The organism is Microbispora cellulosiformans, from assembly GCF_008728085.1.
Lineage (GTDB): Bacteria > Actinomycetota > Actinomycetes > Streptosporangiales > Streptosporangiaceae > Microbispora > Microbispora amethystogenes.
Genome location: NZ_VYTZ01000005.1, coordinates 1 through 21,251 on the forward strand (window position 1 = coordinate 1; position 21,251 = coordinate 21,251).

The 21,251-nt window shown below is 74.0% G+C and carries 10 protein-coding genes; 4 read left to right on the forward strand and 6 right to left on the reverse strand.

The genetic code is table 11. The annotated features are described in order from the left end of the window. Together F5972_RS14245 and F5972_RS14250 are read right to left on the reverse strand one after the other, a co-directional pair. Nucleotides 1–1,061, reverse strand: a 1,061-nt coding sequence (locus F5972_RS14245; protein ID WP_404803056.1) for a beta-ketoacyl synthase N-terminal-like domain-containing protein, incomplete at its 3' end; no start/stop codon positions are given. A 42-nt stretch (nt 1,062–1,103) separates the two neighbouring features. Then, nucleotides 1,104–9,272, reverse strand: a complete 8,169-nt coding sequence (locus tag F5972_RS14250; protein WP_191910119.1) for a type I polyketide synthase — start codon at nt 9,270–9,272, stop codon at nt 1,104–1,106. 501 nt (nt 9,273–9,773) lie between these two features. Here F5972_RS14250 and F5972_RS14255 point away from each other — a divergent pair. Beyond that, entirely contained in the window at nt 9,774–11,219 is a 1,446-nt protein-coding gene (locus F5972_RS14255) for an acyl-CoA carboxylase subunit beta (protein ID WP_150933987.1), read from the forward strand. Between the two features lie 114 nt (nt 11,220–11,333). On the opposite strand, the gene F5972_RS14260 is transcribed toward F5972_RS14255, so the two are convergent. Continuing rightward, nucleotides 11,334–12,737: an MFS transporter gene (locus F5972_RS14260; RefSeq protein ID WP_150933988.1), complete on the reverse strand. Its 1,404-nt coding sequence runs from the start codon at nt 12,735–12,737 to the stop codon at nt 11,334–11,336. Between the two features lie 130 nt (nt 12,738–12,867). Between F5972_RS14260 and F5972_RS14265 the strand changes: the two genes are divergently transcribed. Continuing rightward, nucleotides 12,868–13,710: an SAM-dependent methyltransferase gene (locus tag F5972_RS14265; protein WP_150933989.1), complete on the forward strand. Its 843-nt coding sequence runs from the start codon at nt 12,868–12,870 to the stop codon at nt 13,708–13,710. Here the strand turns inward: F5972_RS14265 and F5972_RS14270 are convergent. Further along, the gene (locus F5972_RS14270) at nt 13,677–14,861 is read right to left on the reverse strand and encodes an MFS transporter (RefSeq protein ID WP_150933990.1); all 1,185 of its coding nucleotides are present in this window, start codon (nt 14,859–14,861) and stop codon (nt 13,677–13,679) included. The genes F5972_RS14265 and F5972_RS14270 overlap by 34 nt on opposite strands. Nucleotides 14,862–15,012: 151 nt before the next feature. Here F5972_RS14270 and F5972_RS14275 point away from each other — a divergent pair, with 151 nt between their 5' ends. Continuing rightward, nucleotides 15,013–16,737 (forward strand): DEAD/DEAH box helicase, encoded by a 1,725-nt coding sequence (locus F5972_RS14275; protein WP_150933991.1) that lies wholly within the window; start codon nt 15,013–15,015, stop codon nt 16,735–16,737. Between the two features lie 31 nt (nt 16,738–16,768). Here F5972_RS14275 and F5972_RS14280 read toward each other — a convergent pair whose 3' ends face one another. Further along, on the reverse strand, nt 16,769–18,346 hold the full coding sequence (locus F5972_RS14280) for an MDR family MFS transporter (protein ID WP_150933992.1): 1,578 nt from the start codon (nt 18,344–18,346) through the stop codon (nt 16,769–16,771). A gap of 169 nt (nt 18,347–18,515) precedes the next feature. On the opposite strand from F5972_RS14280, the gene F5972_RS14285 reads away from it, so the two are divergent. Further along, entirely contained in the window at nt 18,516–19,109 is a 594-nt protein-coding gene (locus tag F5972_RS14285) for a TetR/AcrR family transcriptional regulator (protein WP_150933993.1), read from the forward strand. Between the two features lie 155 nt (nt 19,110–19,264). Here F5972_RS14285 and F5972_RS14290 read toward each other — a convergent pair whose 3' ends face one another. Then, nucleotides 19,265–21,223 carry a cytochrome c oxidase assembly protein gene (locus tag F5972_RS14290; protein WP_150933994.1) on the reverse strand — a complete coding sequence of 653 codons (1,959 nt, stop codon included), beginning with the start codon at nt 21,221–21,223 and terminating at the stop codon, nt 19,265–19,267. Between the last annotated feature and the right edge of the window lie 28 nt (nt 21,224–21,251).

The window sequence follows — 21,251 nt, forward strand, 5'->3', positions numbered from 1 at the left end:
GCTTGGGCTTCGATGGGGTCGCCGAGGGTGGTGCCGGTGCCGTGGGCTTCGACGGCGTCGATGTCCGATGGGGTGAGTCCGGCGTTGTCGAGGGCGTGGGTGATGACGCGTTGCTGGGAGGGGCCGTTGGGTGCGGTCAGGCCGTTGGAGGCGCCGTCCTGGTTGATGGCGGTGCCGCGGACGAGGGCGAGGATGGGGTGGTTGTTGCGTTGGGCGTCGGAGAGGCGTTCGACCAGGAGGAGGCCGACGCCTTCGGCCCAGCCGGTGCCGTCGGCGGTGGAGGAGAACGCCTTGCAGCGTCCGTCCGGCGCGAGCCCCCGCTGCCGCGAGAACTCGACGAACGTGCCCGGCGACGTCATGAGCGTGACACCGCCGGCGAGCGCCAGGTCCGACTCGCCCGAACGCAGCGACCGTACGGCGAGATGCAGGGCGACCAGTGACGACGAGCAGGCGGTGTCGACGGTCACCGCCGGGCCCTCGAAGCCGAAGGTGTAGGCGATCCGCCCCGACAGCACGCTGGCCGCGGTACCCGTGATCAGGTAACCCTCGACCTCCTCCGGCGCGGGGCCCGAGGACTTCGCGTAGTCCTGGCCGTTGGTCCCCGTGAAGACCCCCGTACGGCTGCCCTTGAGGGTGGCGGGGTCGATGCCGGCGCGTTCGAGGGTTTCCCAGGCGACTTCGAGGAGGAGGCGTTGCTGGGGGTCGCTGGCGAGGGCTTCGCGGCGGGAGATGCCGAAGAAGGCGGCGTCGAATCCGGCGACGTCGTCGAGGAAGCCGCCGTGGCGGGTGTAGGAGGTGTGGGGCTGGTCGGGGTCGGGGTCGTAGAGCGCGTCGAGGTCCCAGCCGCGGTCGGTGGGAAACTCGGTGACGGCGTCGCGGCCCTCGGCGACCAGGTCCCACAGGTCCTCGGGGGAGGTCACCCCGCCGGGCAGGCGGCAGCCCATCCCCACGATCGCGATCGGCTCCCGCTGCTCGTCCCGCACGTCCCGTAGTTCTTCACGTGTCTTGTGCAGTTCCTCCGTCACACGGCGGAGGAGATGCCGGATCTGGTCGTCGCTCACAGGTACGCCTTCCATGGCACGAGGTGGGGCAGAAGGAAGAGGTCAGGAGATGCCGAGCTCGTTGCTGATGAAGCTGATGAGCTCGTCGTCGGAGGCGGAGGACAGGTCGGCGGTCGCCGCCGCGTGCTCACCGGACGCACCGGAATCCACGGGCCCCACGGACTCCACGGCATCCACCAGGCGCCGCAGGCGGGTCACCACCGCCTCCCCACCGGCGGCCCCGGGCGGCTTCTTCAGCTCGCCGAGCAGTGTCTCCAGCTCGTCGAGCAGTGCCAGTGCGGCGGTGAGCGGCGGCTCGGGATCGGGCAGCAGCACGTGCAGCAGGTGGTCCACGAGACCGGCAGGCGTGGGGTAGTCGAACACGAGCGTGCTCGGCAGCGGCGTCCCCGTCAGCCGGGTGAGGCGGCCCCGGAGTTCGACGGCCGAAAGCGACGTGAAGCCCTGGTCGCGGAAGCCGCGGTCGTCGTCCACCGCGTCCGCCGAGGCGTACCCGAGCACGTCGGCGATCTCCACACGGACCAGCGAGCGCAGCTTCGGCCGCCGCTCCGGCTCCGGCAGCGCCGCCAGCCGTTCCAGGAGGTCCTGTTCCTCGTTCGCGCGTTGCCGCTCAGCCGCCCCCCGGGTCTCAGGTAGCTCGGCGAGCAGCGGACGAGGCCGTACGGCGCCGACCGTGGCCCAGTCGGCGCGGGCGACGACGAGCCGCGTCTCGCCGTGGACCACCGCCTCCTCCAGCGCCGACACCGCGACGTCGGGCGCCATGGGCGGGAAACCGCCCCGCCGCAGGCCCTCCCTGGCCTCCGCGCCGGCGATGCCCTCGCCGTCCCAGTGGCCCCATGCGATCGACGTGGCCGGCAGGCCGAGCGCCCGGCGGTGCTCGGCGAGGGCGTCCAGATAGGCGTTGTCCGGCGCGTAGTTGCCCTGGCCCGGGTTGCCGATCAGCCCGGTGATCGACGAGAACAGCACGAACGCGGTCAGCGGAAGCTCCCGGGTCAGCTCGTGCAGGGCGAGCGCGCCGTCCGCCTTGACCCGCCGTACGGCGGCCTGCCGCTCGGGGGTGAGTGAGCCGAGGAGGCCGTCGTCCAGCACGGCGGCCGTGTGGACCACGGCGGTCAGCGGGTGCTCCGGCGGCACGGCGGCGAGCACGGCGGCCAGGGCGTCCCGGTCGGCGACGTCGCAGGCGGCGACCGTCACCCGGGCGCCGAGTACCGTGAGCTCAGCGTGCAGGTCCTCCGCACCTGGGGCATCGAGGCCACGCCGGCTGACCAGCAGCAGGCGCGGAACGCCGCGCCGGGCCAGCCGCCGGGCCACGTGGGCGCCGAGCGCGCCCGTGCCTCCCGTGACGAGCACGGTCCCGGCCGGAGCCCATTCCGCGGGCGTCGCGGCCCGGCTCCGGGCGTGGACCAGCCTGCGCGCGAGGAGGCCCGCGGAACGCACCGCGAGTTCCGGCTCGCCGTGCCGTCCGGTCAGCGCGGTCACGGTGAACGCGGCATGCCGCGCGTCGGGCGCCGGTGGGAGATCCACGATGCCGCCCCATCGCTCCGGCCGTTCGGCGGCGATCACACCGCCGAGGCCCCACGCCCTCGCCCCGGCCGGGTTCGGCACCCGGTCGGACGGCGTCGCCGCGACCGCGCCGCTCGTCGTGAGCCAGAGCGGGCCGCCGATCTCCGCCGCGTCCAGCGCCTGCAGCAGCGCGACGTCCTGCCCTTCGTACGGCGTGACGTCCAGGCCGAGCAGGGACACGACACCGGTGTACGGCGTGCCGGTGTGCAGGGGGCGCAGCGTGGCCACGAGCGACTCAAGGGTGGTCGTCCCGTCGAGGACGGCCTCCGTCACCCCGGCGCCGCGCTCCTCCAGCCCGCGCCGCAGGGCCTCCGCCCAGGCCGCGGGCGTCTCCTGCGCGGTGCGAACCAGCAGCCAGCGGCCACCGGACCGAGGTGCGGCGTCCTCCACGGGCCGCCAGACGACGCGATACCGCCACGAGTCGAGCGTGGCCCGGGTGTCCCCCGCCGCGTGCCAGGAGGCGAGGACCGGCAGGGCTTCCTCGAGAGATCGCCGTACGTTCCCGGCCTCGGGACCGAGCGTCCCGACGAGCGCGTCGAGGTCGCCGCGACTGACGATCTCCCAGAAACGCGCCTTCCCGTCGTCGTACGGCCCGGCGTGGTGCGGCTTCGGCGGGCTGACCCAGTGCCTGCGCCGTTGGAAGGCGTAGGTGGGCAGGTCGATGATGGTGGCGGGGCCGTTGATTGCGGTCCAGTCGACGGGGGTGCCGTGGGTGTGGGCGTGGGCGGCGGCGGTGAGGGCGGTGTGGGGTTCGGGCCGGTCCCGGCGTGACACGGGAACGGCGAGGATGCCCTGTTCTTTGTCGAGGGTGTCGCGGATCAGGCTGCTGAGGATGCCGTCGGGGCCGATTTCGAGGTAGGTGGTGGTGCCCTGGTCGTGCAGGGTCCGGGTGGCGTCGGCGAAGCGGACGGGGTTGCGCAGGTGGGTTGCCCAGTAGGCGGGTCCGTCGGGTGCGGTGACGGCGCCGGTGAGGTCGGAGACGAAGGTGATCGCGGGCGGCGTATGGGGCAGGCCGTCGATCGCCTTCTGGAATTCGTCGAGGATCGGGTCCATGTGGGGGGAGTGGAAGGCGTGGCTGACGGTCAGTGCCCGGACCTTGTGCCCCTGTTGCCGGAAGTGCTCGGTGACTTCTGTGACGGGGTCGTGGTCGCCGCTGATGACGGTGGAGGTGGGGGTGTTGGCGGCGGCGATGGTGACTCTGCCCTTGTAGGGGGCGAGGTGGGGGGTGATGTGTGCTTCGGTGGCGTTGATGGCGGTCATGGCGCCGCCGGGTGGGGCGGTGTGCATGAGGCGGGCGCGGGCGGCGACCAGGGCGGCGGCGTCGGGGAGGGTGAGGATGCCGGCGGTGTGGGCGGCGGCGATGGCGCCGATGGAGTGCCCGGCCACGGCGTGGGGGGTGATGCCCCACCTGGTGAGGAGGTGGGTGAGGGCGGTCTGGAGGGCGAACAGGGCGGGCTGGGTGTAGAGGGTCTGGTCCAGCAAGGCCGGGTCGGCGTCGCCGAGCAACACCTCGCGTAGTGGTACGGGTGTGTGCCGGGCCAGGTGCTGGTCGAGCAGGTTGATGGCCTGGTCGTAGGCGGTGGCGAAGGCGGGGTGGGCGGCGTAGAGGCCGCGTCCCATGCCGGGGCGTTGGCTGCCTTGCCCGGTGAACACGAAGGCGACCTTGGCGGGCCGGGCGATCCCGGTCACGATCCCGCCGGCGGATGTGCCGTCGGCGAGGGCGCGGGTGCGGTCGAGGAGTTCTTGTCGTGTGGTGCCGGTGATGACGGCGCGGTGGTCGAACTGGGCGCGGGTGGTGGCCAGGGAGTGCGCGACGTCGGCCACGTCCAGGGTGGGGTGGCGGTCCAGGTGGTCGGCCAGCCGGGCGGCCTGGGCGCGCAGCGCCTCGGGCGACCGCGCCGAGACCACCCACCCCACGACCGGCAGCCGCACGCCCTGGGGAGCGTCCACCGGCACTCTAGGACCGACACCCTGGGTGGTGGCGTCCGCCAGCAGCGGTTGCCGGGCGTTCTGGAGGTCGTCTGATTCTCGCGGTGGCGCGACGGCGTCGTTCACCGGCGCCGCGTGCTTTTCGTCGTGCGCGACCGCTGCCCGGGCCTGCGCCGGCTGCGGAAGTGCGGGCTCGTCGTCCGAGGTCACCGTGCTGGTCGGCTCTGGTGCTTGTTCGATGATGACGTGCGCGTTGGTGCCGCTGATCCCGAAGGACGACACTCCGGCCCGCTTCGGCCGTCCGGTCTCCGGCCAGGGCGCGGGCTCGGTCAGCAGGGCGAGCCCGGCCGACCAGTCGACGTACGGGGAGGCCTCCTCGGCGTGCAGCGTCTTCGGCAGCACGCCGTGCCGCATCGCGAGCACCATCTTCATCACACCGGCCACGCCCGCCGCCGCCTGGGTGTGCCCGATGTTCGACTTGAGGGAGCCGAGCAACAGCGGGCGTTCGCGGTCCTGGCCATAGGTGGCCAGCAACGCCTGGGCCTCGATGGGGTCGCCGAGCGTCGTGCCGGTGCCGTGGGCCTCGACCGCGTCCACCTCGCCGCCCGTCAGCCCGGCGTCGTCGAGGGCCCGGCGGATCACCCGCTGCTGCGCCAGGCCGTTCGGCGCGGTCAGGCCGTTGGAGGCGCCGTCCTGGTTGACGGCGGTGCCGCGGACGACGGCCAGCACGGGATGCCCGTTCCGCCGTGCGTCCGAGAGGCGTTCCACCAGCAGCAGGCCGACGCCCTCGGCCCAGCCGGTGCCGTCCGCGGCGGCGGAGAACGCCTTGCACCGTCCGTCAGGCGCGAGCCCGCCCTGCCGGGAGAACTCGGTGAACATCCCCGGCGACGACATCACCGTCGCGCCGCCCGCGAGCGCGAGGTCCGACTCGCCCGATCGCAGCGACCGTACGGCGAGATGCAGCGCGACCAGCGACGACGAGCAGGCCGTGTCGACCGTCACGGCGGGCCCTTCGAGGCCGAAGGTGTAGGCGATCCGCCCGGAGGCGACACTGGCCGCCGTGCCCGTCAGGGCGTACCCCTCGGAGCCCTCGGCCGTCTCGTGCAGCCGGGGCCCGTAGTCCTGGGGCATCATGCCGACGAACACGCCCGTACGGCTGCCGGCCAGTGAGCGCGGCACCAGACCGGCCCGCTCGAAGGTCTCCCACGCCACTTCCAGCAGAAGCCGCTGCTGCGGGTCCATGGCCGCCGCCTCGCGGGGACTGATGCCGAAGAACTCCGCGTCGAAGCGGTCGGCGTCGTGGAGGAAGCCGCCCTCTCCGGTGACCGACGTGCCCTGCCGTGACTCCGCCGGATCGTGCAGGGCCTCCGCGTCCCAGTCGCGGTTGACGGGGAGGGTGGTGACGGCGTCGGTGCCGTCGAGCACCAGGTCCCAGAGCTTGTCCGGGGTGTCGGCCCCTCCAGGCCATCGCCCGGCCATCGCGACCAGCGCGATCGGCTCGTCCTCCGCCCGATCTCCGGCCGTCGGCGGTGAGAACGACGGCACTGGCGCATGAGCCGCCGCGCCGCTTGCCGCTATGCCACCCGTGGCACCGCCCCTCGTGTCGCTCGCCGTGCCGCCTGCAGGGGCGCCGGCCGCTGACAGAGCGCGCAGGTGGCGGGAGAGCGCGAGCGGTGTCGGGTGGTCGAACGTGACGGTCGCGGGAAGCGGCAGGCCGGTGGCGGCGGCCAGAGCGTCGCGCAGTTCCACCGCCCCCAGCGAGTCGAGCCCCAGCTCCTTGAACGTGAGCTCGGCCTCGACGCCCGACGCGTCCGGGTGACCCAGGACGTCCCCGGTGGCCGACAGGACGAGGTCGAGCGGCGACCACCCGTTCTCCGTCGTCTCCCGCTCATGCCGCGCTTCCCGCTCGCGCTGGGCTTCCGGATTGTCGCGGGCTTCCGGTTCGTGCCGTGCTCCTTGTGCGTGCTGCACTTCCCGCTGGTGCGGCACTCCTGGCTCGCGCTGGGCTGGTGACTCGTACTGTCCTTCCGGCTCATGCCGGGCATGTGGCGTGACGCGTGTTTCCTGCTCGCCTCGTGACCCCTGTTCGTGCCGCGCCGCCGGGGCGACCGCCGGAGCGGTCTCGCCCGCGTACGAGGCCACATCGGCCGGTACGCCGCTCTCCTCCTCGGCCGGAACCGCGTCGATCCAGTACCGGCGTCGCCGGAAGGGATAGGCGGGCAGGGGGACCCGCCGCGCACCGGGCCGTACGGCGCGGCTCCAGTCGACGCCCGCGCCGCTGACGTGGAGCACGCCGAGTGCCCGGAGGAACTCGTCCAGATCCCCCCTGTCGCGGCGCAACGTACCGGTGACCAGGCCGTCGCGACCGGCGGCGTCGAGGATCTGCCGGATGCGCGGGGCCAGGACCGGGTGAGGCCCGGCCTCCACGAACACGGTGTGGCCGTCGGCCAGCGCGGCGTCGACGGCCTCCCGGAACCGCACGGCGTGCCTGAGGCCGCCGTACCAGTACCCGGCGTCCAGCTCCGCCGGGTCGAACCGTCCGCCGGTCACCCCCGAGTAGAACGCCACCTCGCCGCGCCGGGCCGGCCGTCCCGCCAGGGAGCTCACCAGGCGGTCTCGTACGGCCTCGATCGCGTCCCGGTCCGAGAAATCGGCGAGCGCCTGACCGCGCAGGACCGCGATCGCGGCGGCGTCCTCCAGCGACAGGGCGCCCGCGACGTGCGCTGCGGCGATCTCCCCCTGGGAGTCGCCGATAACGGCGTCCGGGCGGACACCGAAGTGCTCCCAGAGCCGGGCCAGCGCCACCGTGACGGCGAACAACGCGGGCTGCGCGACGTCCGCCCGATCGATCGGAGCCGCACCGGGGAGGTCCCACAGCACGTCGCGGGGCGACCAGTCGACGTACGGGCGGAGGGCCTCGGCGGCCTCGGCCAGATGCCCGGCGAAGACGGGGGAGGCGTCGGCCAGGGCCCGGCCCATGCCCGCCCACTGGCCGTCCTGCCCCGGGAAGACGAACACGGTGCCGCCGAGCGCGCGCGCCCTGCCGTGTACGGCTCCGGACGTCACGTCGCCCGCTCCGAACGCCCGTAACCGTTCCCGCAACTCGTGGCGGTCCGCGCCGACCACCACCGCCCTGTGCTCGAAGGAGGTCCGGCCCGCCGCGAGCGAGAGCGCCACGTCGGACAGGTCGCCGTCGAGCGCCGGCGAGCCGGACAGCCGGGCCGCCTGTTCGCGAAGCGCGTCCGGGTCGCGGGCGGACAGGACGAGCGGTACGGCCACCAGGCCGCCCCCGCCTCCGGCCTCGCTCCGGCCCGCAACCCCACCCCGGTTCTCGGCCCGGCTCTGGGCCGGAGCGTGGTTCCGGTCCGGGGCCTCGCCTTGGTGTGCGGCTGCGGCGCCGCCTCTGGTCCCCATGTGACCGGTGGTGGGGGACGTGTGCTCGGGCGGCGGTTCGGCGAGGACGACATGGCAGTTCACCCCGCCCACGCCGAACGAGCTGACCCCCGCGACGAGCGGCAGGCCGGGGCGCGGCCAGGGGGACGGCTCGGTGACCACCCGCAGGTTGAGCGCGTCCAGATCGATGGCCGGGTTCGGCGTCTCGTAGTTCAGGCTCGGCGGGACCTCGCGATGGTGGATGCCGAGCACGGCCTTGAGGAGCCCGGCGATGCCGGCCGCGCCTTCGAGATGGCCGATGTTCGTCTTGACCGAGCCCACCAGGAGCGGCTGCGTCGAGGGCCGCGCCGCGCCGAGCGCCGCGCCGAGCGCGGCCGCCTCGATCGGGTCGCCGACCTTCGTTCCCGTGCCGTGCAGTTCGACGACCTGCACGGACGCGGGATCGACGCCGGCCCTCTCCACCGCGAGCCGTACGACCCGCTGCTGCGCGGCGGCGTCGGGAACGGTGAGGCCGGGGGTAGCGCCGTCGTTGTTGACCGCGCTGCCCAGGACGACCGCGTAGACGTGGTCGCCGTCGGCCAGTGCGCGCCCCAGCGGCTTCAGCACGACGATCCCGCCGCCCTCGCCCCGGGCGTAGCCGTTGGCCCGGGCGTCGAAGGTGAAGCACCGGCCGTCGGGGGACAGGCCGCCGAACCGTTCGGCGGTCGCGGTGCTCTCCGGGACGAGGTTCAGGTTCACCCCGCCCGCCAGCGCGACCTCCGACTCGCCCGAGCGCAGGCTCTCGCAGGCCAGGTGCACCGCGACCAGCGCGGACGACTGCGCGGTGTCCACGGTGAGGCTCGGCCCCCGCAGGTCCAGCGCGTACGAGATCCGGTTGGCCAGGATGCCGCGGGTGAGTCCGGCGAGCGTGTGCCGGGTGATCGCCGCGTCTCCGCGTCCGTAGACGAGCGCGGCGTAGTCGGCGGCCATCGCCCCGATGACCACGCCCGCGGACGTGCCGGCGAGGGCGGCGGGCGGGACGCCCGCGTCCTCCAGCGCCTCCCAGGCCAGCTCGAGCACCAGTCGCTGCTGGGGGTCCATCGCCGCCGCCTCCTTGGGCGAGACGCCGAAGAAGCCCGCGTCGAATCCGTCGACCTGCTCCAGGAACCCGCCCCGCATGCCGGCGAGCCGGGGCTCGCTCGTCAGCCGGCTCTGCGGGGGCGCGCCGACCGCGTCGCGTCCGGAGCGCAGCAGCTCCCACAGGGCGCGCGGGTGCGCCGCGCCCGGCAGCCGGCAGGCGAGCCCGACCACCGCGACCGCGCCCGCACCATAGGTGACCGCTTCGTCCATGCTGAGCATCCGCCCCTCGTCGAGCCTTGCGTCGTTTCCCGCCGCGTCATCCTGGGCCGTCCGGAACATCCGGGCTATCCGGAACGTCCGGGCGGCACGCCGGCCGTGAGAAAAGGCCGGTCGTCACCGTTCCACCGCACCGCCCGGTCCCCCGGCCGTCTGGCCACCCGCTCACACCGCTCACGCCGGAAAGGAGACATCCGTCCGCCCGGTCGCGCCCACGCGGCGGACCGTGCCGGAAAAGGGGTGTGAGCGGCCCGCGGACTTTCTCGCGGAAGCGACGCCCTCCGGCCGGGACCGGCACAATCGACATTTGCACGAATTTCGTGAAATAGTCAACTGTGATGGCGAACACGCCTCTTTCTGGGCTATCCATAAGGATTTCTTTTTATATTCCATCAAATATTCTGATTAGACCGTGAGAATGGCTCCCGGCTACCGTTCCGGGGAGGAAAGGCCCGGCCGGAAGGCTGAACGGAAACGCGAGCGGGGGATGCGCCGATGACCGCTGCCCAGGCGGAAACCGCCCAGACGGAAACCGTGCGGGAGGACCGGGAGGATCGCGACCCCGCGGCGCGGCTCGCCCGTCTGCTGGACGCGGACTCGGCGGTGCCGCTGCACCCGGAAGACGCGAGTGGCGTGCTGGCGGTCACGGGCCGGATCGGCGGGTCACCGGTGGTCGCCTTCTGCACCGACGCGACCGTCATGGGCGGGGCGCTGGGGCTGGCCGGCGCCCGGCACATCGCCGCCGCCGTGGACGAGGCGCTGCGGCGGCGGGCGCCGGTGATCGGGGTGTGGCACTGCGGCGGGGCCCGCCTCGCCGACGGGGTCGAGTCGTTGCACGGCGCGGGCCTGGTCTTCGCGGCCAACACCCGCGCCTCCGGCCGCGTGCCGCAGATCTCGGTCATCGTGGGCCCCGCGGCGGGCGCGGCGGCCTACGGCCCGGCCTTGACCGACCTGATCGTCATGTCCGGCCAGGGCCGCGTGTTCGTCACCGGTCCCGACGTGGTCCGCCGCGTGACGGGCGAGGACATCGACATGGAACGGCTCGGCGGCGCGGACGCGCACGGCCGCCGATCCGGCGTGGTGCACGTGGTCGCCGGCGACGAGCAGGACGCTTTCAGGCGCACCCGCGTGATCGCCGGCCTGCTGACCGGGACCGGCCGGTACGACCTGGAGCGCCTGACGGACGACCGGGACCCCGCCGTCCTGCTGCCCGAGTCGGCCCGCCGCGCCTACGACATCCGCCCGGTGATCCGGGCGCTGCTCGACGAGGGCGGGGACGGCCCCGCGTTCGTGGAGATCCAGCCTCGCTGGGCGCCGAACATCGTCGTCGGCCTCGGCCGTCTGGCCGGTCACCCGGTCGGCGTTGTGGCCAACAACCCGCTGCGCATGGGCGGATGCCTCGACTCGGCGTCGGCGGAGAAGGCGGCGCGGTTCGTCCGCATGTGCGACGCCAACGGCGTCCCGCTCGTCGTACTGGCGGACGTGCCCGGCTATCTCCCCGGCGTCGACCAGGAATGGGGCGGCGTGGTCCGCCGGGGGGCGAAGCTGCTGCACGCCTTCGCCGAGGCCACCGTGCCCAGGGTGACGGTGATCGTCCGTAAGTCCTACGGAGGGGCGTACATCGCCATGAACTCCCGCTCCCTCGGCGCGACCGCGGTCTACGCCTGGCCCGGGGCGGAGGTCGCGGTGATGGGAGCCGAGGCGGCCGTGGGCATCCTGCACCGGCGCCGCCTCGCCGCGGCGGGGTCCGAGGAGGAGCGGGAACGACTGCTCGCCGAACTTGTCCGCGAGCACGAGGAGCGGTCGGGAGGGGTCCGCCGGGCGCTCGATCTCGGAGTCGTCGACGAGGTGATCGACCCGAGGACCACCCGGCGGAGAGTGGCGGAGGCCCTCGCCGCCGCGCCCGCCCCGCGCGGCGCGCACAACAACATCCCGCTCTGACACCCCGCCCCGCGCCGTGCCAGCCCCGCGCCGTGCCAGCCCCGCGCCGCTTCGCGCCCACCCCTCGCGACGGTCTCGCTTCAGGGCAGCGCCACTATGGCGCCGGGACCTCCCTCAGCGGCTTCCGGCCTGCGGGCCGGGGAGGGCCTCGCCGGCGACGTCGGCCTCGGTCCTGGGCGTCACCCGCCGTCGTACGGCCAGGCCGAAGCACGCGACGGCCAGGCTGAAGACGCCGGCCACGACGAACGGCCCGGCGGGACGCCAGGCGTCGAACAACGCCCCGCCGAGCGCGGAGACGATCATCACGCCGGCCGCGCCGCAGAGCGTGTGGACGCCGAACGCCGACCCCCGCACCGCCGCGGGCGCCTGCTGCGCGAGCAGCGGGCCCGCCGTGGTGATGGCGGCGATCTCACCGACGCCGATCAGCACGGCGACCAGCATCATGCCCGGGCCGAGGGGGTCGGTGACCAGCAGCGTCGACAGGTAGGCGACGGCGGCGACGGCCTGCGCCAGGACGACCAGGTCCTGACGCCGCATGCGGTCGCCCAGCCACCCGAACAGCGGCGCGCACAGCAGCGCGACCATCTGCGACACGCCCACCACCGCGCCCGCCCTGGCCAGCGCCGCCGCGCCGGTGAGGCCGCCGTGCTCCGTGCCGTAGTTCTTGATCCACAACGACATGAAGGCGACCACGATCGCGAGGTCGGCGCGCGCCACGAACGACGCCGCGTACGACAGGGCCACCCCCGGGTCGCGGACGAGGGCCACGCCCTCGCGCACCAGGCGGACCAGCGGCACCCGCGCCGCCGCGACGGGCCGCCGCCCGGACAGCGTCAGCCACAGCAGGCCCGCCGCGGCCACGATCCCCGCCGCGATCAGCAGGAACGCCGTGCGGGCCGCCCGCACCGGTTCCATGCCGCCCGACTCCAGCGTCTGCGGCAGCCGCACCAGGACCAGCACGGCGACCAGCGCGCCGAGCCCGCCGAAGAAGCCGACGAGCCCGTACGACGCGCCGCGCGACCTGCTGCGCACGTAGTCGATCGCGATCGTGGACAGCATCGCGTTGATCGCCGCGACGCCCAGGCCGAACACCACCCGCAGCCCGGCCAGCGCGGCCGTGTTCCCGGCGAACGGGAACAACGCGGTGCCGGCGGCGCACAGGGCCAGCCCGGCGACCACGATCACCCGCCGCCCGAACCGGTCGGCCAGCGCGCCGTACCACGCGAGGCTCACGACCATGGCGATCTCGGCCGCCGTGTTGAGGAGGCCGACGACGGTGCCCTGCCGGGACTCGGGCAGGCCCAGGATCACGGTGAGCACGTGCGGCTGGGCCGACGGCAGGAAGGAGATCACCACCGTCCCCGCCGCGGCGAGCGCCAGCAGGGCCCACATATTGCCCCTGGTGACGCCGTCGGCGAGCCACGCGCCCAGCACGCGGCGCGCCCGCCCGGTCCCGGGGCCGGCCCCGGGACCAGGCTCGGGACCAGGCTCGGGAGCGGTCTCGGAGGGTGCGGACATGAGGCGATCATGACACCGGGTGGTGCGGCTATTCGGGAAATATCGCGTTCTACTTCGCGATCAGATGAAGATGGCGCCGATTTCCCGCCTGTGGTTACAGTGATCTCCACTGGCGAGGGGGGAGATCACCATGGATCCGGGGCAGTCCGGGACCGGCAGCGGGCCCGTCACAGCATCGGGCGCCGGGTCTGGTTTCGATCCGAACGTGCCCAACGCGGCCCGGATGTACGACTACTTCCTGGGCGGCAAGGACAACTTCCCCGCCGACCGCGCGGCGGCCGAGCAGGTGCTGAAGCACGTGCCGGAGGTCCCTCTGGGCATCAGGGAGAACCGGGAGTTCCTCGTCCGCGCCGTGCGGTTCCTCGCCGGGCGCGGCATCCGGCAGTTCCTCGACATCGGAGCGGGCCTGCCGACCCAGCGCAACGTCCACCAGGTGGCGGCCGAGCACGCACCCGGCGCGCGGACGGTGTACGTCGACAACGACTCGCAGGTGCTCGCACACGCCCGCGCGCTGCTCCAGGACAGCCCGGAGGTGCGGGTCGTGCAGGGCGACCTGCGGCGGCCGGAGGAGATCCTGGCCCATCCGGACGTGCGCGGCCACCTGGACTTCGGCCGGCCGGTCGCCGTCCTGCTGCTCGCCATCGTCCACTTCCTGCCCGACTCCGACGAGCCCCGCCGGCTGATCGGCCGGATCCGCGACGCGCTCGCCCCCGGCAGCTACCTCGCGATGTCGCACGTCGCGGTCGACGAGCGCCCGGAGCGCGCGCCGGACGTGGAGCGGATCTACCAGGGCGCCTCGGCGCAGTTCGTCGCCCGCCGGTCGGGCGAGATCACCCCGTTCTTCGAAGGGCTCGACCTGGTCGAGCCCGGCGTCGTCAACCTGCACCAGTGGCGGCCCGAGCACGACGCCTTCGATCCGCGCCTGCTGAGCGTCGTGAACTACTTCCTGTGCGGGGTCGGCGCCGTCCGCTGAGGCGCCTCCCGCGCGGAGGGCGCGAGCCTGCCCGCGCCGAGCGCGACCGCCAGCAGCAGCACGGCGACCAGGCCGAACGACGCGGGCAGCCCGGTCAGCGAGGCGATCCCGCCGATCGCGCTCGGCGCGACGAAGCCCGACGCGTAGCTGACCGTGGCGGCTCCCGCGACGCCCTCGCTCGGCGTGCGCCCGGCGTGGCCCGCCGCCGCGAACACCAGGGGGACGACCACCGCGATCCCCAGGCCGATCAGCATGAACCCGGTGGCCGCCGGGACCGGGGTGCGGGCGGCCACCACGAGCAGCGCGCCGAGCGCCGCCAGCGCGCCGCCGCCCCGGACGGTCGTGACCGGGCCGAGCCTGCGGACCACCGCGTCGCCGCACAGCCGGCCCGCAGCCATCGTGCAGGCGAAGGCCGTGTACGCGGCGGCGCCCACGGCCTCGGACGCGCCGGTCACCTGCCCGAGGTAGACCGCGCACCAGTCCTGGGCCGCGGACTCGCCGAACACCGCGCAGAAGCCCACCAGCCCGATGAGCACGACGCCGCGCGACGGCAGCACGAAGTGCGCAGGGGCCGCCTCCTCCTCGTCCGCCCGCACGTCGAGCAGCAGCGGCCCCACCACGAGGGCCACGAGGACCAGCACGACCGCGGCCCCGCCCAGATGCGCGCGGGCGTCGAGTCCCGCGTTGGCCGCCAGCGTCCCCACCGCGCCGCCCGCGAGCGCGCCCACGCTCCACATCCCGTGCAGGCCGGACATGATCGGACGGCCGAGCCGCTGCTCGGCCACCACCCCCTGGGCGTTCATCGCGACGTCGGCGACGCCCGCCACCGCGCCGTACGCCAGGAGCGCCGCGCACAGCAGCGGCAGGTTGGGCGCCAGCGGGGGGAGGACGAGGGCCAGGCACCACAGGCCGATCGAGACCCGGGTGACGGCCCGGCCGCCGAACCGGTGCGTGATCCGGCCCGCGGTCGGCATCGCCAGGATCGAGCCCACCGCCGGGGCGAGCAGCGCCAGGCCGAGGCCGCCGGTCCCCACACCCACGTGATCCTGGATCCAGGGGATGCGGGAGGCGAAACCACCCGTCACCGCGCCGTGCAGGGCGAAGACGACCGACACCGCGAACCTGGCGCGTCTCAGTTCCCGAAGATCCACGGTCGTACGCTATTCCGTGCCCGGCCGTGCGGTCGCCCCGGGCCCGTACGGTCACCCCAGGTGCGCCGCCGGGTGCGGGGGTGCCGTTCGGGGTACGGGCGGAAAGACCGTAGGGTCTTCCCGTGCACATCCGCCCCATGAGGAGCTTGACATGTCCGTGAACGAGATCGAAGACGGACCCGGCTTCGCCGACCTGGCGCTTGGTCCGGAGCTCCTCAAGGCGTTGTCCGGCCTCGGTTACGAGGAGCCCACCCCCATCCAGCGGGAGGCCATCCCGCCGTTGCTGGAAGGTCGTGACCTGCTCGGGCAGGCCGCCACCGGGACGGGTAAGACCGCCGCCTTCGCGCTGCCCATGCTGCAGCGGCTGCACGGCGTCTTCCACGCGGGGGGCGCGGACGACGGCGGCGAGCCCGCCGGGCTGGTGCTCGTGCCCACGCGTGAGCTCGCCGTCCAGGTGTCGGAGGCGATGCACCGCTACGGACGTGACCTCGGCACGCGGGTGCTGCCCATCTACGGCGGCCAGCCGATCGGCCGGCAGCTGCGGGCGCTGGAGCGCGGGGTGGACGTCGTCGTCGCCACGCCGGGCCGCGCGCTCGACCACATCGGCCGGGGGACGCTGCCGCTGAAGGGGCTGCGCATGGTCGTCCTCGACGAGGCCGACGAGATGCTCGACATGGGCTTCGCCGAGGACATCGAGGCGATCCTCCAGGACATCCCCGAGGAACGGCAGACCGTGCTGTTCTCCGCGACGATGCCGCCGCGCATCGACGGGATCGCCCGCCGCCACCTGCGCGAGCCCGTCCGGATCAGGATCGAGCGGGAGGCGCCCGCCGCCGGGGAGGCGCCGCTCATCCGGCAGAGCGCCTACATCGTGAGCAGGGCGTACAAGCCGGCCGCGCTGGGCCGGGTGCTCGACGTGGAGGCGCCGACCGCGGCGATCGTGTTCTGCCGCACCCGCGAGGAGGTCGACCAGCTCACCGAGACGATGAACGGCCGCGGCTACCGGGCCGAGGCCCTGCACGGCGGCATGGGCCAGGAGCAGCGCGACCGGGTGATGGGCAGGCTGCGCAGCGGCACCGCCGACCTGCTGATGGCGACCGACGTGGCCGCGCGCGGCCTCGACATCGAGCAGCTCACGCACGTCATCAACTACGACGTGCCGTCCGCGCCCGAGTCGTACGTGCACCGCATCGGCCGGGTCGGCCGGGCCGGCCGCGAGGGCGTCGCGATCACGCTCGCCGAGCCCCGCGAGCACCGGATGCTGAAGACCATCGAGCGGGTCACCCGCAGCAGGATCACGGTCGAGAAGGTCCCGACCGTCGCCGACCTGCGCGCCCGCCGCCTGGAGCTCACCCGGGCCGCGCTGCAGGAGAGCCTGATGGAGGACGGCGACCTCGACCGCTTCAGGGTCGTGGTCGAGACGCTCGCCGACGAGTTCGACCTGATGGACATCGCGCTCGCCGCGGTCAAGCTCGCCCACGAGTCCACCGGAGCCGCCGCCGACGAGGAGGAGATCCCCGAGGTGGCGCCGCGCGCGCCGCGCCCCGAGCGCGGGCCGCGCGAGGGCCGCGACGACCGGTACGGCCGCGACGACCGGCGCGGGCGGCGCGGCGGCGGCGCGATGAGCCGGGTGTTCGTGGGTGCCGGCCGCAGCGCCGGGGTGCGCCCCCAGGACATCGTCGGCGCGATCACGGGGGAGACCAGGGTCACCGGGCGGGAGATCGGCGCCATCGAGATCGCCGACCGGTTCACCCTGGTCGAGATCCCCGACGCCGCCGTGGACGAGGTGGTCGAGGCGCTGCGCCAGACCACCATCAAGGGCAAGCGGCCCACCGTCCGGAGGGACCGCGACGGCGCCCCCCGCGGCCGCCGCTGACCCTCCGCCACGCGGAGATCGGAGGCCTGGCCTACGCCTTGGCGGACGCGGGGCTCGGCTTCGGCGCGGGGGCGCCGCCGAGCTCCACCTCCTTGAGGAACCAGCTCAGCACGAAGCCCGCCGCGAGGAAGCCGGCGGCGACGAGACATACGAGGGACCAGCCGTGCGTCAGGGCGTGCGTGAAGGCGGCGCGGATCCCGGCGGGCCAGCTGTGCACCTCGCCGACGGGCGGAATGGACGACACGTCCCGGCCGCTCGGCAGGCGCTGCCCGTTCAGGCTCGTCCGCAGGTCGGCGACCAGGGTGGTCGTCAGGATCGCGCCGAACAGCGCGGTGCCGAACGAGCCGCCGATCGCGCGGAAGAACGGGCCGGCGGCGGTGGCCACCCCCATGTCCTTGCGCTCGACGGAGTTCTGCACCGCGACGGTGAGGACCTGGATGCCGAGGCCCATGCCCATGCCGACCACCGCCAGGTACAGGGAGCGGATGACTCCCGAGGTGTTCTCGTCGAGCAGTGACAGCAGCACCATGCCGATCCCCGAGACGGCGAATCCGGCGATCGGGAAGGGCCGGTAGCGCCCCGTCTTCGCGATGAGCCGTGCCGAGAAGAACGACGTGAGCAGCAGCCCGAGCATCAGCGGCAGCAGCCCGAGACCCGCCTCGGTCGGCGAGGCGTCCTTCGCGCCCTCCAGGTACAGGGCGAGGAACGCCAGCACACCGGTGCTGGTGACGCCCATCACCAGGGCGAGTACGGAGGAGACGGTGAAGATCGAGTCGCGGAACAGGTGCATGGGAAGGATCGGCTCGGAGGCGCGGCGCTCCCACCAGACGAAGGCGGCGAGCAGCAGCAGCCCGCAGACGATCAGTCCGATGATCTGCGGTGAACTCCACGCGTACTCCTGGCCGCCCCAGACGCTTACGAGCAGCAGGCTGACCACGCCCGCGACGACGAGCACGGCGCCGAGGACGTCGATCTTGTGCCGGAGACCCGGCCTGGGCAGCCGCATGAACACGCCGATGAGAGCGAGCGCCGTCAGGCTGAACGGGATGTTGGCGAAGAAGATCCAGCGCCAGCCGGCCGCGCCGAGCAGCGTGCCGGCGCTGACGAACAGGCCGCCGATCAGGGGTCCGGCGATGCCGCCGATGGTGAAGACGGCGAAGAACAGCGTCTGGAACCTGGCCCTTTCCCGGGGGGCCACCACGTCACCGACGATCACGAACGCCAGCGACTGCAGGCCGCCCGCGCCGATGCCCTGCAGGCCACGCAGAACGATCAGTTCGGGCATGTTCCCGGCCAGCCCGCACAGGATCGATCCGACCATGAAGACGGAGATGGAGACGAGGTAGACCGGCTTGCGGCCGTACAGGTCGGAGAGCCTGCCGTACAGCGGCGTGGCCGCGATCGACGTGAGCAGGTACGCGGTGATGATCCAGGAGGCCTGCCCGAGGCCGGAGCTCCGCCCGATGTCGGCGATGATCCCGTACAGCGCGGTGGCCACGACGGTCTGGTCCAGGGTGCTGAGGAACAGGCACAGCAGAATCCCGCCGAATACGAGCCGCAGTGCGCCGGCCGCCATCGGCGCGGCTTCTGCGGCTTCCACATCGCTCATGACGCGCTTTTCTCCTATCAGGACGAAGAGTCCCGGCCACGCCAGGACCGATGCGGAGGGCGGCCTTCAGCCGCTCTCGTTCAGCCCGGATGGGACTGTGGCAGCGGACGGGGCGTCGCCTACAATCGGAATCGTGATTCCGCATCAGGATGCGGAACCTGGATTCCGCATGTCAACGAGTGGCGATCCCGCACGCCCGGCACGAGCCGATGCCCGGCGCAACCGGCAACTGGTGCTCGAGGCCGCGGAGGTGGTGCTCGCCAGGACCGGAGTCTCCGCCCGGATGGAGGAGATCGCCCAGCAGGCCGGGGTCGGCGTCGGCACCGTCTACCGGCACTTCCGCACGAAGGAATCGCTGATCGAGGCCATCATGCGGGCCCGTCTGCATACTCTGATCGACGAGGCCGAGTCGCTGGCGGACGCGCCGGACGCGGGAGCCGCGGTCGTCGGGTTCTTCACCAGGATGGTGACCCAGTCCCGCACCAAGCGGGCGTTCTCCGACGCGCTCGCGCTCGCCGGGATCGACATCGAGCCGGAGACCAGGGCCGCCGCGCTGAAGCTGCAGTCGGCGCTGGACGTGCCCCTGCGGCGCGCTCAGGAGGCCGGTGACATCCGGCCGGATGTCACCGGTCCCGAGCTGATGGCGCTCATCGCCGGTGTCTCCGCGGCGGCGGAGCGAGGCGGCTGGGACGAAAGACTGCAGGACAAGGCGCTTGAGATCGTCCTCGACGGGTTGCGTCCGGCGGGACGGCGTGAGGGCTGAGGGCGGGCCGCCCGGCGAACGCCCGAGGTGAGCGGCCGAGCCCACTCGGCCGGGCGGCCCGGACCGCTGTCGGATTGGGCGACGCGGGTCGTCGAAGCGGGCCGAGGCGGGTCACTCGCTCCGCCGGCCGCTTTCGCCCCGTCCGGGTTCCGCGATCACACCCGCCGGCTCGTGGCGGGGACCGGCGCCGCGGCGGTCCGCCGCCGCGCCGCGAACAGCCGGGCGAGCAGCAGCGCGAGGAGGGCCGCCAGGACGGCGACCTCCGCCCCGGTGCCGAGCAGCGCCCCCGTCCGCTGGTCGGCCGCCGGGTCCGGGGCCCAGGGCAGCCCGAGCGCCGCGTACCACTGCGGCGCCTGCCCCGGTCCGGTGAGCACCGCGAGGCCTGTCCAGGCCCGTACGGCGATCGCCCCGATGAGCATCCACGCGCGGACCTGCGGCCGGATCGCGCGCGGGAGCGGGTCGACACCGGCCGTGACGACGAAGAAGATCACCCCGGTGACCACCACGACCGTCTGCGCGGCCAGTCGCAGGGCGAGGCTCGGCTGGGCGAACGCGAACAGCCCGGTCAGATACAGCGCCGGGTACGGCAGCGCGTACAGGGCCAGCGCCGCCACCGGATGGGACAGCGTGCGGGCCGCCGGGCCGTCCAGCGCGTCCGGGCCCGGATGGGCGAGCCGCCACAGGGTGAGCGGGGCGCCGGCGGCGAGCAGGGCGGGCCCCACCGCGCCGAGCAGCGCGTACTGCGCCGCGTGGGCGGAGAACATGGCCGGCGCGTACGCCGCGACCCCGCCGGACGTGGCGTAGGCGAGGACCAGCAGGCCCGCCAGCCAGGAGACGGTCCGCCCGGCCGGCCACCCCGCGCCGTCCGCCCGCAGGCGTCGTACGCCGGACAGGTAGGCCGCCGCGGCCGCCGCGAGCAGGATCAGCGCGATCGGGTCGGGCCGCAGGTCCGTGACGAGCGTGCCGGGGGTGAACGGCGGGAGGGCGTATCCCAGGGCGTCGTGCTGGTGCTGGGCCTCGCCCGCGGGCGGGGCGCTGCGCCCCAGTGCCACGGCCAGCGCCACGGTGCCGGCCATGACCGTGACCTCCCCGGCGGCCAGCCGGACGAACGGCGCGCGGGACGTGCCGGACCGCAGCGCCTCGATCGTCGCGCGCCGGTGCCGCCACCCGAACCAGCCCAGCACGGCCAGCGCGGCGATCTTGGCCAGGACCAGCAGGCCGTACCTGGACTGCCACAGCGGGGGGAGCGCGCCGAGCCGCACCCAGGCGTTGAGCGCGCCGGACGCCGCGGCGGCGGCGAAGCAGCCCAGGGCGAGCGTGCTGAACCGGCTCACCGCGACGGCCAGGCCGGGCGCGGCGCGCAGGTGCGCGACGAGGGCGTAGAGGCCGCCGGTCCACAGTACGACGGCCGTGACGTGCGCCATCAGGCTGAGGACGGCGAGGTTGTGGTCGGCCGCCGAGGCCGAGTGCCCCACGTACGCCGGGGGCAGCACCGCGAGGATCGCCACCGCCAGCAGCACGGCCCGCCAGGCGCGTCCCCCTGGCAGGAGCGCCCCGGCGGCGACCGCCGCGGCCGCCACCGCCACCAGCGCGAACGCCTGGCCCTGCGGGATGTTCACCAGGAACACGTAGAGAGCGCCGGAGCGCAGCGCCTGGCCCGCGGGCAGCCCCAGGAAGTCCGACAGGGTCAGGACCTCGGTGACCGCCGCGCTCAGCGCCCACCCGGCCGCCCACGCGGCGGCGGCCCGGGCCAGTCGCCGGGAGGCTGCACCCTCGGCGTCCCCAGCGTCCGCGGATCCAGTGCGTGAACGGCTGGTGCGTGACGGGATGGTGGTCGTTTTCCCGGTTCTCACGGCCCCGGCACGCGCGGGCATGAGGACCACGGACGCCAGTAGCACGCCGACGGTCGCCGCGGCGCACACGTCGAGCACGAGGCGGGCGACGGGCAGGCCCCGGGTGGTCAGCACGCCGGGGGAGGGCAGCCCTTCGATGGCCGGGCGCGGCCCGGCGCCGCCGAACCACAGGGCGAGCAGCAGCACGGCCGCCGCCGTCGCCACGACGGCGGCGATCGGCCCGGCGGCGATGGAGCCGCGCCGCCCGGGGGGAGAGGTCATCGGGGGGTTTCCTCGGTTCGGCACCGTT